The sequence below is a fragment of the Mycobacterium canetti CIPT 140010059 genome, from assembly GCF_000253375.1.
Taxonomy (GTDB): Bacteria; Actinomycetota; Actinomycetes; order Mycobacteriales; family Mycobacteriaceae; genus Mycobacterium; species Mycobacterium tuberculosis.
Genome location: NC_015848.1, coordinates 2,819,946 through 2,835,578, shown reverse-complemented (window position 1 = coordinate 2,835,578; position 15,633 = coordinate 2,819,946). Strand labels below are relative to the sequence as shown.

The following is a 15,633-nucleotide window of genomic DNA, read 5'->3' as shown; positions in this document are numbered from 1 at the left end:
GTTTGCGTCGTGAGTGCTATGGAGATCCACCTCTTCTTTGTCGGTATCCCGTTGTTGCTGGTGGTTGTGCTGTCTGTGCTGATCTGGTCGCGCAAGGGACCTCACCCGGCAACCTACAAACTGTCGGAGCCTTGGACACACCCGCCCATCCTGTGGGCCGCCACCGACGAGGTCGTTGGCAGCGCGCACGGCGGACACGGGCATGACGCATCGGAGTTCACGGTTGGAGGTGGGGCCAGTGGCACGTGGTGACGTTGCGACGATTGAGCACGCCGAGCTGCCGCCGGGTTGGGTGCTGACCACCAGCGGACGGATCTCGGGGGTCACCGAGCCCGGGGAACTGTCCGTGCACTACCCGTTCCCCATCGCAGATCTCGTCGCCCTGGACGACGCGCTGACCTACAGCTCGCGGGCGTGTCAGGTGAGGTTCGCCATCTACCTCGGCGACTTGGGTCGTGACACCGCCGCGCGGGCCCGCGAGATCTTGGGCAAGGTGCCCACGCCGGACAATGCTGTGCTGCTCGCGGTCTCGCCCAACCAGTGCGCCATCGAAGTGGTCTATGGCTCGCAAGTCCGCGGCCGCGGTGCCGAGTCGGCAGCTCCGCTCGGGGTTGCCGCCGCTTCCTCAGCGTTCGAGCAGGGTGAGCTGGTAGATGGGCTGATCAGCGCGATCCGCGTGCTCAGCGCGGGGATCGCGCCGGGCTGACCCGGCGAGCACGCCCGAATGTACGCCCGATGCGGCGTGTCGTTGTACAGACACGCGCCCTCGCGGTGAGGGCTAGCCGTCAGCGTCGAAGTTGCGGGCCCGCAACGATCGCTGCACCGCGGCCTGGCCCTCGAGCACCAGCCGGCGCAATGCGGGCGGAACCTCGGGGTCGCTGAGGAACTCCTCGGCGGCGGTGATGCCCTGCTCGCTGATGTCCCAGTGCGGATACAGGCCAATCACCACCGATTGCGCGACTTCGCTGGATCGCCGTGCCCATACTCCGGGGATCGCCTGAAAGTAGCGTCGCGCGAACGGCTTGAGCAGCTCGCCTTGTCCGGGTGCGGCAATGCCGGCGATCATCGCGCGGCCAGTGGCGTTGGCCAGGGTGTCGTCCTCGACCACCGTGGTGAATGCCTCGTCCTTGACGACGAACTGTGGCCGCGCCGCGCGGGCCTGGGCGGCATGCCGCTTTCCGGCGGCAGTCGGGTCGCGCTGCACCTCGGCGTCGATTCTCGGTGTCTCCGGCCCGTCGGCGTCGATGGCGCCCGCGGTGGCCAGCGCGGTTACGATCCGCCAGCGCAGGTCGGTGTCGACGGCTAAGCCTGCCAATCCACATGCGGCGGGCTCACCCTCGAGCAACGCCCCTAGGGTCTGCACATGCCGGGGGGACAACACCGACGAACACAGCGAGTTGATATAGGCCAGCTGATGATCCGACCCAGGCTCGGCTTCGCGCGCCAACTCCAGCAGCCGGTCGGCGAACTGCGGCCATCCCCGCTCCCGGGCCCAGCCGGGCTCGGCATAGCAACCCAACGCTGTCTGCGCCTGTAGCAGCAGCCGCTGCGCGACCCCGACCTCCGTTTCTGCGTGCACGCCGCCGGACACCAGTGACACGAAGTCGCGGGCACGCAGTTCGGCTTCACGGGTCATTTCCCAGGCGGCCGACCACACCAGCGTGCGCGGCAGCGGCTCGGCGATGTCGGCGATGCGGTCTAGCGCGGTCTGTAGCGACCGCTCGTCCAGCCGCAGCGAACAGTAGGTCAGGTCGTCGTCGTTGACCAGAATCAGTTTCCCGCGCGAAACGCCAACCAGCGCAGGGACGTTCGTGATCGGACCGGAGACATCGAGTTCCTCGCGGTGCACCCGGACCAGCTTGCCGGAACTCTTGGAACCATCATCGTCGTAGATGCCCACCGCCAACCGATGCACCCTGGTCTCACCTGCGCCGGGTGCCGCACCGCTCTGTGTCACCGCGAACCGGGTGAACCTGCCCTCGGCATCAACCTCGAAATCTGGTCGCAGGGTGTTGAGCCCGGTCGTCTTCAGCCACTGCTCGCCCCAATTCGACAGGTCGCGGCCCGAGGCCTTTTCCAACGCGGCCAGCAGATCGTCAAAGCTGGCATTGCCAAAAGCGTGCGTGCGGAAGTAGTCACGCAGGCCGGCCAGAAAGCGCTCCAGCCCGACGTAGGCAACGAGCTGTTTGAGCACCGAGGCGCCCTTGGCGTAGGTGATCCCGTCGAAGTTCACCTCGACAGCGGCCAGGTCGGGGATGTCGGCGGCGATCGGGTGCGTCGACGGCAGCTGGTCTTGGCGATACGCCCAAGACTTCTCCACGGTCGCAAACGTCGTCCAAGCCTCGGTGAATTCGGTGGCCTCGCTTTGGCACAGCACCGAGGCGAAGGTGGCGAAGGACTCGTTCAGCCACAGATCGTCCCACCAGGTCATGGTGACCAGGTCGCCGAACCACATGTGGGCCATCTCGTGCAGCACGGTCTCCGCGCGCCGCTCATAGGATGCCCGGGTGACCTTGCTGCGGAAGACGTAGTCCTCCAAGAAGGTCACCGCGCCGGCGTTTTCCATTGCGCCGGCGTTGAATTCGGGGACGAAGAGCTGGTCGTACTTGCCGAACGCGTATGGCAGGCCAAAGTGCTTGTGGTAGAAGCCGAATCCCTGCTTGGTTTGGGTGAACAGCCGCTCGGCGTCCATGTATTCGGCAAGCGAGGCCCGGCAATAGATGCCGAGTGGGATTTCCCCGTGGTCGTCGATGTAAGTGTCCGTCCAGGCCGCGTATGGTCCGGCGATCAAGGCCACCAGATAGGTGCTCATCCGCGGGGTAGTGGCGAAGGTGTGTACGCCGTTTGCCGCGGCCAGCGGCGCGCCGTTGGAGATCACCTTCCAGTGCGCGGGCGCGGTCACCCGCACGTCAAACGTGGCCTTGAGGTCGGGTTGGTCGAAGCAGGCGAACATGCGCTTGGCGTCGGCGGTTTCGAATTGCGAGTACAGGTAGGTCTCGCCGTCCACCGGATCGACAAACCGATGCAGGCCCTCGCCGGTATTGGAGTAGTGGCAGTCGGCGTCGACGACGACGACGTTGCGCTGGGCCAGTCCGCGCAACGGGATCCCGGCCGCCTCGTCATATCCCGAGACGTCCAGGTCTTGGTCGTTGAGGCTGGCGCGGCGCACGGTGTGGGCGGAGATGTCGATGACCGTGTCGGCGCCGGGGAGTGCGTCGAACACCACGGTGGTGGTCGACCGGAAGGTGCGTTCGCCGGGAGCGCCGTTACCGTCGGTCACATCGAGAATGATCTGGTAGCTGTCCACGGTTATCAGGGCGGCGCGTTCGACGGCTTGGTCCCGCGTGAGGTTTGGAAGGGCCACGGCGTCCAACTTAACCGGGTCGGCGGGAACAGGTGCGGGGCGGCCGTGGTTGTGCTGGGCGGTGTACTCACCGCTGCTGACTCCAACGAGAGGACCGCGCCATGCTCGAGAAGGCCCCCCAGAAGTCTGTCGCCGATTTCTGGTTCGATCCGCTGTGCCCGTGGTGCTGGATCACGTCGCGCTGGATCCTCGAGGTGGCAAAGGTCCGCGACATCGAGGTGAACTTCCACGTCATGAGCCTGGCAATACTCAACGAAAACCGTGACGACCTGCCCGAGCAATACCGCGAAGGCATGGCGAGGGCATGGGGACCGGTACGGGTGGCGATCGCCGCCGAGCAGGCCCATGGGGCGAAAGTCCTGGACCCGCTGTACACCGCGATGGGCAACCGGATTCACAACCAGGGCAACCACGAACTCGACGAGGTCATCACCCAGTCGCTGGCGGACGCCGGTCTGCCCGCGGAGTTGGCCAAGGCCGCTACCAGCGACGCTTACGACAACGCCCTGCGCAAAAGCCACCACGCCGGGATGGACGCGGTGGGCGAGGACGTCGGTACGCCGACGATCCATGTCAATGGTGTGGCGTTCTTCGGGCCGGTGCTCTCGAAGATTCCGCGCGGCGAGGAAGCCGGCAAGCTCTGGGATGCCTCGGTTACCTTCGCGTCCTACCCGCACTTTTTTGAGCTCAAGCGGACCCGCACCGAGCCTCCTCAGTTCGACTGAGCCGACTGTGAATTCCGCTACAGGACACGCCGGTTTCCGGTCGCCGAATTCACTCTCGGCGGGCGCCCGCGACGGCGCCGGGCACCGTCTGCGGCATGATGTCCGGCATGCGCATCTACCTGGGGTCTGACCACGCCGGATATGAGCTCAAGCAGCGGATCATCGAGCACCTGAAGCAAACCGGCCACGAGCCGATCGACTGCGGCGCGTTGCGCTACGACGCCGACGACGACTACCCGGCATTCTGCATTGCCGCTGCGACGCGCACTGTCGCCGATCCGGGCAGCCTGGGCATCGTGCTGGGCGGATCGGGTAACGGGGAGCAGATCGCCGCCAACAAGGTGCCCGGCGCTCGCTGCGCGCTGGCCTGGAGTGTGCAGACCGCAGCGCTGGCTCGCGAGCACAACAACGCCCAATTGATCGGCATCGGCGGACGCATGCACACGGTGGCCGAGGCACTGGCGATAGTCGACGCCTTCGTCACCACGCCGTGGTCGAAAGCGCAACGCCACCAACGGCGTATCGACATTCTCTCCGAGTACGAACGGACCCACGAAGCGCCGCCGGTGCCCGGCGCTCCGGCCTGACTCCCGTGCCTGAGGGGCATACGCTGCATCGGCTGGCTCGGCTGCACCAGCGCCGGTTCGCCGGTGCGCCGGTCTCGGTGTCCAGCCCCCAGGGCCGCTTCGCCGATTCGGCTTCCGCACTCAACGGTCGGGTGTTGCGGCGGGCCAGTGCCTGGGGCAAACACCTGTTCCATCACTACGTCGGCGGCCCCGTGGTGCACGTGCATCTCGGGCTCTACGGCACCTTCACCGAATGGGCACGCCCCCCAGATGGGTTGCTGCCCGAACCCGCGGGGCAGGTGCGGATGCGGATGGTCGGCGCAGAATTCGGCACCGACTTGCGCGGCCCGACGGTGTGTGAGTCGATCGACGACGGCGAGGTTGCGGACGTGGTTGCCAGGCTGGGACCCGACCCGTTGCGCAGCGACGCCAACCCGTCGTTGGCGTGGTCTCGGATCACCAAGTCTCGCAGGCCCATTGGCGCGCTCTTGATAGACCAAACGGTGATCGCCGGTGTTGGCAACGTCTACCGTAGTGAGTTGCTTTTTCGGCACCGGATCGACCCATACCGGCACGGCCGCGGGATCGGCGAGCCGGAATTCGACGCGGCATGGTACGACCTGGTGTCGCTGATGAAGGTGGGCCTGCGCCGCGGCAAGATCATCGTGGTGCGCCCCGAACATGACCATGGTCTGCCGTCATATCTGCCCGACCGGCCCCGCACCTACGTGTACCGCCGAGCCGGGCAACCGTGTCGGGTGTGTGGGGAAGTGATTCGCACGGCACTGCTCGAGGGCCGCAATGTCTTCTGGTGCCCGGCCTGTCAGACGTGACCGGTCGGCGGCCAGCCGCCTAAGCGGGGTTTACCCCGAGCGCGGCGTAGACCTCGTTGGACAGGACGACGCTGCGCGGGTCGGCATTGGCCTTGGTGGCGTCGAAGCGGTTCATCACGTAGGCGTAGCCGATCCGGTGCTCGAGGTCGACGAACCCGAACGAGCCGCCGAGGCCACCGTGGCCGAAAATCCGCGGGTTGGGTCCGTTGACGCCACGCTGGTTGAGCATGTAGCCCAGACCCCAGCCATGGTCGGCGACCCTCGGGCCGAGCACCAGGTCGGTGTCGAAGCCGCCCTGGGAGACCCGGACCAGCTCCATGTGCTCGCGGCTGAGCAGCTTTTCCTGGGCAAGCGCGTTGTAGAACGTCGCCAGCCCCAGCGCGGACACCTGTCCGTTGGTGCCGGGGAACTCGAGCTGGCGCCAGAGCTGCAGGTCGTTGGAGCCGAGTTCGTCGTCGGGGGCAAATCCCATCGACACCGACAACGCCGCCTTGGGATGTTCGTTCAGGCTGGTGGGGTAGCCCGGCGCTTGGACGTCGGACAGTAATTGGCGGATGTGCGGCTTGTCGACGCGGTCGGCGCAACGGTGCTGTTCGGCCGGATGTAAGCCGATGTGGACGTCCGCACCCAGCGGCTCAGCGATCTCGGTGCGCAGATACTGGCCGACCGTGCGCCCGGTGACGCGGCGGAACACCTCGCCGAGGATGAAACCGAAGGTCGTCATGTGGTAGCCCTGCGCGGTGCCCGGTTCCCACCACGGTTCGGCGGCGGCCAGTTGCTCGCAGACGAAGTCCCAGTCGGCGACCTGCTCCCATGCCAGCCGTTCGCGCGGCCCGATCGCGCCGGAGCGGTGGCTCATCACCATCGCCAGGGTGATGGCTTCTTTGCCCGCCTGTCCGAATTCCGGCCAGTAGCGGGCCACCGGCGCGTAAAGGTCAAGCTCACCACGGTCGGCGAGCTGATGTACGCATGTCGCCGTTAACGCCTTGGTACCGGACAGCACCGTGGACAGCGTGTCTTGACACCAGGGCCGGGTTCCCGCGGCGTCGGCGGAGCCGCCCCAGAGGTTGACGACAAGATTCCCGTCGACCCACACCGCGACCGCCGCGCCAACCTCGTTGCGCAGCACAAAGTTGCGCTCGAACGCGTCGCGTACCTTGACGAACTCCGACGCGCATGAGCCCTGGATATCAGGCTGATTCATGGGTCGCTCATGGCGCCTTTCTGTCGAACAAACGCACGACCTGAGCGGGCGACGGGAATCGAACCCGCGTCGCTAGTTTGGAAGACTAGGGCTCTACCATTGAGCTACGCCCGCATGTATTTAGTCGAGCGCGACTGTACGTGGCGAATGACGTCAAATCTAATCGGAGTCGTTTTGAGACCTTCCCGTGAGGTCTCAAGAGGTCATTGCGGTGCCGGTGTCGCCGGGCCGTAGGATCGCGAGGTCAGCGCGGGGTGTAGCGCAGCTTGGTAGCGCATCCGCTTTGGGAGCGGAAGGCCGCAGGTTCAAATCCTGTCACCCCGACCAGCCGACCGCCGTTATCGACTACCAAGGAGCACACCCGTGAAGAGCACCGTCGAGCAGTTGAGCCCCACCCGGGTTCGTATCAACGTGGAGGTGCCATTCGCCGAGCTTGAGCCGGATTTCCAGCGGGCCTACAAAGAGCTGGCCAAACAGGTGCGGCTGCCCGGCTTCCGGCCCGGGAAGGCGCCGGCCAAACTACTCGAAGCCCGCATCGGCCGGGAGGCCATGCTGGATCAAATCGTCAACGATGCGCTGCCCAGCCGGTACGGACAGGCGGTGGCCGAGTCGGATGTCCAACCGCTCGGCCGGCCCAACATCGAGGTGACCAAGAAGGAGTACGGCCAGGACCTGCAATTCACCGCCGAGGTCGACATCCGCCCGAAGATCAGTCTCCCGGACCTGAGCGCGCTGACGGTCTCGGTGGATCCGATCGAAATCGGTGAGGACGACGTCGACGCCGAACTGCAGTCGTTACGTACCCGGTTCGGCACCCTGACCGCGGTGGACCGGCCGGTGGCCGTCGGCGACGTCGTCTCGATCGACTTGTCTGCCACGGTCGACGGAGAGGACATACCGAACGCAGCCGCTGAGGGACTCTCCCACGAGGTCGGCTCCGGCCGGCTCATCGCAGGTCTCGACGACGCGGTTGTTGGTCTGTCCGCCGACGAGTCCCGGGTCTTCACCGCCAAGCTGGCAGCCGGCGAGCACGCCGGGCAGGAAGCTCAGGTTACCGTCACGGTCAGGTCGGTTAAGGAGCGCGAACTACCAGAGCCCGACGACGAATTCGCGCAGTTAGCCAGCGAGTTCGACAGCATCGACGAATTGCGGGCCAGCCTCAGCGACCAGGTGCGCCAGGCCAAGCGCGCCCAGCAGGCCGAGCAGATTCGAAACGCCACCATCGATGCGCTACTCGAACAGGTCGACGTGCCGTTGCCGGAGTCGTATGTGCAGGCCCAATTCGACAGCGTGCTGCACAGCGCGCTCAGCGGTCTTAATCACGACGAAGCCCGGTTCAATGAGTTGCTCGTCGAGCAAGGCTCGTCACGCGCGGCGTTCGATGCCGAGGCGCGCACCGCCTCAGAAAAGGACGTCAAGAGGCAGCTGTTGCTAGACGCCCTGGCCGATGAGCTGCAGGTCCAAGTTGGCCAGGATGATCTGACCGAACGACTGGTGACGACGTCTCGGCAATACGGCATCGAGCCGCAGCAGCTGTTCGGCTACCTCCAAGAGCGCAACCAGCTGCCGACCATGTTCGCTGACGTGCGGCGCGAGCTGGCGATCAGGGCCGCAGTGGAGGCGGCGACGGTCACCGACAGTGACGGAAACACGATCGATACCAGTGAGTTCTTCGGCAAGCGTGTGTCGGCCGGTGAGGCTGAGGAGGCCGAACCGGCAGACGAGGGTGCCGCGCGGGCGGCGTCCGACGAAGCGACAACGTGACCGTATGACGCTGTAAGCGAACGCGCCGGTTTCAGGGGGTGCGTGACCGCGAAACAGCCAGCCTGGTTGGTTAGTGTCGGAGCATAGAAGAACTCGAGGAAAGCAGGTGCCCCACTGTGAGCCAAGTGACTGACATGCGTTCGAACTCGCAGGGTCTTAGCCTCACGGATTCGGTCTACGAGCGCTTGCTCTCCGAGCGCATCATCTTCCTGGGCTCGGAGGTGAACGACGAGATCGCCAACCGGTTATGCGCTCAGATTCTGCTGCTGGCCGCCGAAGACGCCAGCAAGGACATCAGCCTCTACATCAATTCGCCGGGTGGATCGATCAGCGCCGGCATGGCGATCTACGACACCATGGTGCTGGCGCCCTGTGACATCGCCACCTACGCGATGGGCATGGCCGCCTCGATGGGCGAGTTCCTGCTGGCGGCAGGTACCAAGGGCAAGCGCTACGCGCTGCCGCATGCTCGCATCCTGATGCACCAGCCGTTGGGCGGGGTGACCGGCAGCGCGGCCGATATCGCCATCCAGGCCGAGCAGTTCGCCGTGATCAAGAAAGAAATGTTCCGGCTCAACGCCGAATTCACCGGCCAGCCGATCGAGCGCATTGAGGCGGATTCCGATCGCGACCGCTGGTTCACCGCCGCCGAAGCCCTGGAATACGGTTTCGTCGATCACATCATCACCCGCGCCCACGTCAATGGAGAAGCACAGTGAATTCCCAAAATTCTCAGAGCCAGCCCCAGGCGCGCTACATCCTGCCGTCGTTCATCGAGCACTCCAGCTTCGGGGTCAAGGAGTCCAATCCATACAACAAGCTGTTCGAGGAACGCATCATCTTCCTCGGCGTCCAGGTCGACGACGCGTCGGCGAACGACATCATGGCACAGTTGCTGGTGTTGGAGTCGTTGGATCCCGACCGCGATATCACCATGTACATCAACTCGCCGGGCGGTGGGTTCACCTCGCTGATGGCGATCTACGACACCATGCAATACGTGCGGGCCGATATCCAGACGGTGTGTCTGGGCCAGGCCGCCTCGGCGGCTGCGGTGCTGCTGGCCGCCGGAACACCGGGCAAGCGCATGGCGCTGCCGAATGCGCGGGTGTTGATCCATCAGCCGTCGTTGTCGGGCGTGATCCAGGGACAGTTCTCCGATCTGGAGATCCAGGCCGCCGAGATCGAGCGGATGCGCACCCTGATGGAAACCACGCTGGCCCGCCACACCGGCAAGGACGCCGGAGTGATCCGCAAAGACACTGACCGGGACAAGATCTTGACCGCGGAAGAGGCTAAGGACTACGGCATCATCGACACGGTGCTCGAGTACCGGAAGCTCTCCGCGCAAACCGCCTGAGCCATGGGCGGGTGGTGCGGCCGTGGCGTGGCTTGGTGGTCGCCACCCGACATGCGCCGAGATCCACGCCAGAGCGGAAAATCACCATAAGGCGTGATGCTAACGTCGATCTCGGCGCAGGGACTGTGGGGGCGCACCGAGCGAGACCACTTAGCTGGCGGGGGTCCGGGGGAAGCGCGTCCAACCAAGGACGAACGCGCCGGTCAGCAATACGGCGGCGCCGCCCAACGCGAGCTTGATTCCGCTCACGAAGACCGCGTCGGCGGCCAGTACGATCTCATCCTCCTGCGCCGCAGTTATCCGGTGTCCTGGCCCGATAAATGCCGCGTGGGCATGCGGATTCGCGCTGTCCACGATGACGTCGACAACGATCGCGCGAGCGATGGGATCGGGAATTTCGTCGGCCATGGTGTTCGGCAGCGCGGCACCCAACCAGGCCGCGACAATGGTGCCCAGGAAGGCGACGCCGAAAATGCCGCCCAGCGACCGCTGCAGATTGAGCATCCCGGCGGCCATGCCGGCACGGCCATCATCGACCTTGGTCATTCCAAGATGCAACAGCGGTGTGGCGCAGCCGCCGGCTCCCGCGCCAAAGATCGTCAGGCCAACAAGGGCCACTGGATGCGCGTGGTCCATCGAGATCGCGAAAATCGCCAACCCGATGAACATGGCCGCCAGGCACGTCAGCACCGGGAGCTGAGGACCCCATTTGTTGACCGCCCTACCCGCCAGCAGACTCGCCACCCCGAATCCCGCGGGGACCGGCAACATCATCAAACCCGCGTGCAGCGGCGATAGGTCGCGCACATTTTGGAAGTGCTGGGTGATCACCATCAGAGTCCCGAAAAAGCAGGACATCACCACGAAGTAGACGATCAGCACCGATCGGTACAACGGCTCGGCGAACAGTTTGAGATCGACCAACGGGAAAGCGGCGCGGTGTTCGTGTCGAACAAACAGCCACAGCAGTACCCCAGCCGCTAACAGCAACGCCGCCACGAACCCGGCGGACTGCCGGTCGAACCGGGGAGCCTCGATGATGGTGTATGCGATCAGGGCGACGGCCGGGATAAGCGTCAGCTGTCCCACCCAGTCGAGTTGAGTGGGCTCGGGATCCTGTGACTCGTCGACACCGACTAGCGTCAGCAGCCACACGATGGCACCGAGCGGAACGTTCACCAGGAACACGCTGCGCCAACCGAGGCCGTCGACCATGAGCCCGCCCAGCGCGGGGGCAGATGCCGCACCGACCATGCCTATGGCCATCCAGTTGGATATCGCCCGTGCTTTCATTCGGGGATTGGGAAAGGAGTGGCTTAGCAAGGCCAGCGAGAGCACTGAGATGAACGCCGCTCCTAAACCTTGGATCACTCGTGCGACCGTGAAAACTGCCAGGCTGACCGGTAGCACACAGACAATAGAGCTCACGACGAAGAGCGTGACCCCGAACACAAAACTGCGCCTGCGACCGTAGCGATCGCCCAGCAGGGCGCAACTCATCAGCACGGCCGCCATGCCCAGGCTGTACCCGGCGACCGCCCACTGCAGACCTTGTTCGCCCGTGTGAAACACCTTTTGGATGCTGGGCAATGCGACATTGACGATGTTGACGTCCACGAACACCATGAAGATGCCCAGCCCCGTTGCCAACACGGTCAGCCGCTGGCGCGGTGTCATTGCAGTGTGGGAATCGCCCTCCACGGTGTCGGGTGCCGCAGTCACATCTGACTTCTCCGGTTGGTTGCCCATAATGCGGTTCTTACTCATGCGTAGCCGGGCTTCGCGGTCACAAGAACTAACCCTAGGTAACGCCTCGATGAGGCAGTAGAGGCAATTTTCGCTTTCAGCCTCGGGGCGGCGCGGTGGTCAGCGCTCGCCCGATTTCGGCAATATCGATCGGCCGTACTCGGCAGCATCCGCCCACGATGCGCGCGCCCGCCGCAACCCATTCCCGCGCAAGCTGCCCGGAAGATCCGGAAAACCGCCGCGGACCTACCCAGGCGCGGCGCCGACCATCCCAACCCTCACCGCTGTTCGGGTACACGATCACCGGTTTGCCTGTGTGGGCGACGGCGAAAGCGATGGCCGGCAACACGTCGTCGGGTGCGCAGCAGTTGACGCCGACGGCGACGATCTCGGGAACTCCTGCGGCCACCGCAAACGCGTCGGTGAGCGGTTGCCCGGCGCGAGTCCGCGTCCCGTTGATCGTGTAGCTGAGCCAGGCCGGCGTAGCCAACCGCCGCACCAGGTTGACCAGCGCTTCGGCTTCGTCGATATCGGGGATGGTTTCCAGGGCGAGCATGTCAGCGCCGGCATCGACTAGCACCTCGAGCCGTGGCAGATGCCACTTCATCAAGGCTGCGACGGACAGGCCGTAGCATCCGCGGTATTCGGATCCGTCAGCCAGCGCGGCGCCGTATGGCCCGACCGAGGCTGCGACCGATAGACCGCCAACGCCGACCTCGTCGCGCGCAGCCTGGGCGAGTTCGACGCTGCGGCGCAGCAGCACGGTGGCGTCGTCATGACCTATGCCGCGCGCCGCGAAGCCCTCGAACGAGGCCTGGTAGCTGGCAGTCGTGGCAATCTGGGCCCCAGCGCGAAAGTACGCGGTATGCACCGCGGTGATCGCGTGCGGAGCGTCCACCAGCAGCCGCGCCGACCACAACGGGTCGGACAGGTCGTGACCGCGCGCCTCAAGCTCGGTGGCCAGGCCGCCATCGCTGATCAGCACGGAATCGCTGACCAATTCCACAACGCCACTGTAGGGTGGTCAGCTGGCGGTCGGGCCGCTGCCGGGTCCGCGACGCGCGGGCCTCGGTGGGGTTACGACCGCGACACGCCAGAGACACGGATCGCGCGTCTCGGCGAGTGGGGCGCAGTCGGGCTATATGTTTCATTCAGACGAGAGGCGTGAACACCCTGAAATCTCTAGGACGCTATTCGGTGCTAACGGTCGCGGGGGGCCGGAGCAAGCGGGTAGCGTCGGGGCATACACGGGGCACGGCAACACGAACGGCGATCAGGAAGTAGGCCATCAGCATTATGGCGCGCATAGGAGACGGTGGTGACCTGCTGAAGTGCTCGTTCTGCGGGAAGAGCCAAAAACAGGTCAAGAAGCTCATTGCCGGCCCCGGCGTGTACATCTGCGATGAGTGCATCGACCTGTGTAACGAGATCATCGAAGAGGAACTCGCCGACGCCGACGATGTGAAACTCGACGAGCTGCCCAAGCCGGCCGAGATCCGGGAGTTCCTCGAGGGCTACGTCATCGGGCAAGATACTGCCAAACGCACGCTGGCCGTGGCGGTGTACAACCACTACAAGCGGATCCAGGCCGGGGAGAAGGGCCGTGACTCCCGATGTGAGCCCGTTGAGTTGACCAAGTCGAACATCTTGATGCTCGGACCCACCGGTTGTGGCAAGACCTACCTGGCCCAGACGCTGGCCAAGATGCTTAACGTGCCGTTTGCCATCGCCGACGCCACCGCGCTGACCGAGGCCGGTTACGTCGGCGAGGACGTCGAGAACATCTTGCTCAAACTTATTCAGGCCGCCGACTACGACGTCAAACGCGCCGAGACCGGCATCATCTACATCGACGAGGTCGACAAGATCGCCCGCAAGAGTGAGAACCCGTCGATTACTCGCGACGTCTCCGGTGAGGGCGTTCAGCAGGCCTTGCTGAAAATCCTGGAGGGCACTCAGGCGTCGGTTCCGCCGCAGGGGGGCCGTAAGCACCCGCATCAAGAGTTCATCCAGATCGACACCACCAACGTGCTGTTCATCGTCGCGGGAGCGTTCGCCGGGCTGGAGAAGATCATTTACGAGCGCGTCGGCAAGCGGGGCCTCGGCTTTGGCGCCGAGGTTCGTTCCAAGGCCGAGATCGACACCACCGACCACTTTGCCGACGTGATGCCGGAGGATCTGATCAAGTTCGGCCTGATCCCGGAATTCATCGGCCGCCTGCCGGTGGTCGCCTCGGTCACCAACCTGGACAAAGAGTCGTTGGTCAAGATCCTGTCCGAGCCGAAGAACGCTTTGGTCAAGCAGTACATCCGGCTGTTCGAGATGGATGGCGTGGAGTTGGAGTTCACCGACGATGCGCTGGAAGCGATCGCCGACCAGGCGATCCATCGCGGCACCGGTGCCCGCGGCCTGCGGGCGATCATGGAAGAAGTCCTGCTGCCGGTGATGTACGACATCCCGAGCCGCGACGATGTCGCCAAAGTGGTGGTCACCAAGGAGACCGTGCAGGACAACGTGTTGCCGACAATCGTGCCACGCAAGCCGTCCCGTTCGGAGCGCCGCGACAAGAGCGCGTAGCCCCGCGACGACTGCATGTCGGGCACCGTTGTGGCAGTGCCGCCACGGGTGGCGCGTGCGCTGGACCTGCTGAATTTCTCGTTGGCTGATGTTCGCGACGGTCTGGGCCCCTATCTGTCGATATACCTCCTGTTGATCCACGATTGGGATCAAGCCTCGATCGGGTTCGTCATGGCGGTCGGCGGCATTGCGGCCATCGTGGCCCAGACGCCGATTGGCGCCCTGGTGGACCGGACCACGGCCAAGCGGGCGCTGGTCGTCGCCGGCGCGGTGCTGGTCACCGCCGCCGCAGTGGCGATGCCGCTGTTTGCGGGCTTGTATTCCATCTCGGTGCTGCAGGCCGTCACCGGGATCGCCAGCTCGGTTTTCGCTCCGGCGTTGGCGGCGATCACGTTGGGTGCTGTCGGTCCTCAGTTTTTCGCCAGACGGATTGGGCGTAACGAAGCGTTCAACCACGCCGGTAACGCGTCGGCGGCTGGGGCGACCGGCGCGCTGGCGTACTTCTTCGGGCCGGTGGTGGTGTTCTGGGTGCTGGCCGGCATGGCGTTGATCAGCGTGCTGGCGACACTGCGGATCCCGCCGGACGCGGTCGACCACGATTTAGCGCGTGGTATGGACCATGCGCCCGGCGAGCCGCATCCGCAGCCGTCGCGGTTCACCGTGTTGGCGCACAACCGCGAACTGGTGATCTTCGGGGCGGCGGTTGTCGCGTTCCACTTCGCCAACGCGGCGATGCTGCCGCTGGTCGGCGAGCTGTTGGCGTTGCACAATCGAGACGAAGGAACGGCGCTGATGTCGTCGTGCATCGTCGCGGCGCAGGTCGTGATGGTGCCGGTGGCGTATGTGGTCGGGACCAAGGCCGACGCGTGGGGGCGAAAGCCGATCTTTTTGGTGGGGTTCGCTGTCTTGACCGCTCGCGGGTTCCTCTACACGTTGTCGGATAACTCCTACTGGCTGGTGGGCGTGCAGTTGCTCGACGGTATCGGAGCCGGCATTTTCGGGGCGTTGTTTCCCCTTGTCGTACAGGACGTCACACACGGAACGGGACATTTCAATATCAGCCTCGGGGCGGTAACCACGGCAACGGGCATTGGTGCCGCGCTGTCTAATCTTGTTGCCGGCTGGATCGTGGTCGTCGCGGGCTATGACGCGGCATTCATGTCGCTGGGTGCGCTCGCCGGGGCCGGCTTCCTCCTGTACCTGGTCGCGATGCCGGAAACCGTGGATTCGGATGTCCGGGTGCGGTCGCGGCCAACCCTCGGGGGGAAGTGACCAATACCACAGTTCTGTGTCGTCGCTACCGCCAGCCCTCGCTGACTTCGCCTTTTGGTCGGTTACCGGCCGCATATATGGCATCGGAGACCGCCTTACACCCGAAATGAAATGTCATAATCGCTACCGCCAGTGACACAAGCCGTGCGGCGCGGGGGTGTCGCTCCGACGACGCGTAACCTGAAGCTGCAGCGCGGAGTGCCTGTCCGATAACACATGGAA

Annotated in this window: 14 protein-coding genes and 2 tRNA genes; 11 read left to right on the top strand and 5 right to left on the bottom strand. The window is 64.8% G+C overall.

The window, feature by feature from the left end; all coding sequences use genetic code 11:
* Positions 1-18: 18 nt before the first annotated feature.
* Together ctaJ and MCAN_RS13155 are read left to right on the top strand one after the other, a co-directional pair.
* Positions 19-252, top strand: coding sequence for an aa3-type cytochrome oxidase subunit CtaJ (ctaJ, locus tag MCAN_RS13160; protein ID WP_003412671.1), 234 nt, complete (start codon positions 19-21; stop codon positions 250-252).
* Positions 239-706 carry a DUF5130 domain-containing protein gene (locus tag MCAN_RS13155; protein ID WP_003904843.1) on the top strand — a complete coding sequence of 156 codons (468 nt, stop codon included), beginning with the start codon at positions 239-241 and terminating at the stop codon, positions 704-706. The genes ctaJ and MCAN_RS13155 overlap by 14 nt, the downstream gene beginning before the upstream one ends.
* Positions 707-778: 72 nt before the next feature.
* On the opposite strand, the gene pepN is transcribed toward MCAN_RS13155, so the two are convergent.
* Positions 779-3,364 carry an aminopeptidase N gene (pepN, locus tag MCAN_RS13150; RefSeq protein WP_003412666.1) on the bottom strand — a complete coding sequence of 862 codons (2,586 nt, stop codon included), beginning with the start codon at positions 3,362-3,364 and terminating at the stop codon, positions 779-781.
* A 101-nt stretch (positions 3,365-3,465) separates the two neighbouring features.
* Between pepN and MCAN_RS13145 the strand changes: the two genes are divergently transcribed.
* From MCAN_RS13145 to MCAN_RS13135, 3 genes are all read left to right on the top strand, one after another.
* The gene (locus MCAN_RS13145) at positions 3,466-4,089 is read left to right on the top strand and encodes an Rv2466c family mycothiol-dependent reductase (RefSeq protein ID WP_003412664.1); all 624 of its coding nucleotides are present in this window, start codon (positions 3,466-3,468) and stop codon (positions 4,087-4,089) included.
* Positions 4,090-4,196: 107 nt separating this feature from the next.
* Complete coding sequence (locus MCAN_RS13140; RefSeq protein WP_041180282.1) at positions 4,197-4,676, top strand: ribose-5-phosphate isomerase; 480 nt, start codon at positions 4,197-4,199, stop codon at positions 4,674-4,676.
* A gap of 5 nt (positions 4,677-4,681) precedes the next feature.
* Entirely contained in the window at positions 4,682-5,488 is an 807-nt protein-coding gene (locus MCAN_RS13135; RefSeq protein ID WP_014001283.1) for an Fpg/Nei family DNA glycosylase, read from the top strand.
* Between the two features lie 19 nt (positions 5,489-5,507).
* Here MCAN_RS13135 and MCAN_RS13130 read toward each other — a convergent pair whose 3' ends face one another.
* The gene (locus tag MCAN_RS13130; RefSeq protein ID WP_014001282.1) at positions 5,508-6,692 is read right to left on the bottom strand and encodes a serine hydrolase domain-containing protein; all 1,185 of its coding nucleotides are present in this window, start codon (positions 6,690-6,692) and stop codon (positions 5,508-5,510) included.
* Between the two features lie 43 nt (positions 6,693-6,735).
* Positions 6,736-6,806: transfer RNA gene (locus MCAN_RS13125), tRNA-Gly, on the bottom strand.
* Positions 6,807-6,942: 136 nt separating this feature from the next.
* Here MCAN_RS13125 and MCAN_RS13120 point away from each other — a divergent pair.
* The 4 genes from MCAN_RS13120 to clpP2 all read left to right on the top strand — a co-directional run bounded on the left by MCAN_RS13120 (position 6,943) and on the right by clpP2 (position 9,816).
* A tRNA-Pro gene (locus tag MCAN_RS13120) sits at positions 6,943-7,019 on the top strand.
* Positions 7,020-7,055: 36 nt separating this feature from the next.
* Positions 7,056-8,456, top strand: a complete 1,401-nt coding sequence (gene tig / locus MCAN_RS13115; protein ID WP_003412652.1) for a trigger factor — start codon at positions 7,056-7,058, stop codon at positions 8,454-8,456.
* A 116-nt stretch (positions 8,457-8,572) separates the two neighbouring features.
* Positions 8,573-9,175 (top strand): ATP-dependent CLP protease proteolytic subunit ClpP1, encoded by a 603-nt coding sequence (gene clpP1, locus MCAN_RS13110; protein ID WP_003412650.1) that lies wholly within the window; start codon positions 8,573-8,575, stop codon positions 9,173-9,175.
* The gene (clpP2, locus tag MCAN_RS13105) at positions 9,172-9,816 is read left to right on the top strand and encodes an ATP-dependent CLP protease proteolytic subunit ClpP2 (protein WP_014001281.1); all 645 of its coding nucleotides are present in this window, start codon (positions 9,172-9,174) and stop codon (positions 9,814-9,816) included. The genes clpP1 and clpP2 overlap by 4 nt, the downstream gene beginning before the upstream one ends.
* A gap of 150 nt (positions 9,817-9,966) precedes the next feature.
* Here the strand turns inward: clpP2 and jefA are convergent, their stop codons facing one another.
* Both jefA and mmuM read right to left on the bottom strand, forming a co-directional pair.
* Positions 9,967-11,493, bottom strand: a complete 1,527-nt coding sequence (gene jefA / locus MCAN_RS13100) for a multidrug efflux pump JefA (RefSeq protein ID WP_003412642.1) — start codon at positions 11,491-11,493, stop codon at positions 9,967-9,969.
* A gap of 166 nt (positions 11,494-11,659) precedes the next feature.
* Positions 11,660-12,568 carry a homocysteine S-methyltransferase gene (gene mmuM, locus MCAN_RS13095; protein ID WP_003412639.1) on the bottom strand — a complete coding sequence of 303 codons (909 nt, stop codon included), beginning with the start codon at positions 12,566-12,568 and terminating at the stop codon, positions 11,660-11,662.
* A 290-nt stretch (positions 12,569-12,858) separates the two neighbouring features.
* Between mmuM and clpX the strand changes: the two genes are divergently transcribed.
* Both clpX and MCAN_RS13085 read left to right on the top strand, forming a co-directional pair.
* The gene (gene clpX, locus MCAN_RS13090) at positions 12,859-14,139 is read left to right on the top strand and encodes an ATP-dependent Clp protease ATP-binding subunit ClpX (protein ID WP_003412634.1); all 1,281 of its coding nucleotides are present in this window, start codon (positions 12,859-12,861) and stop codon (positions 14,137-14,139) included.
* Positions 14,140-14,154: 15 nt separating this feature from the next.
* Complete coding sequence (locus MCAN_RS13085) at positions 14,155-15,411, top strand: MFS transporter (RefSeq protein WP_014001280.1); 1,257 nt, start codon at positions 14,155-14,157, stop codon at positions 15,409-15,411.
* Positions 15,412-15,633 lie beyond the last annotated feature (222 nt).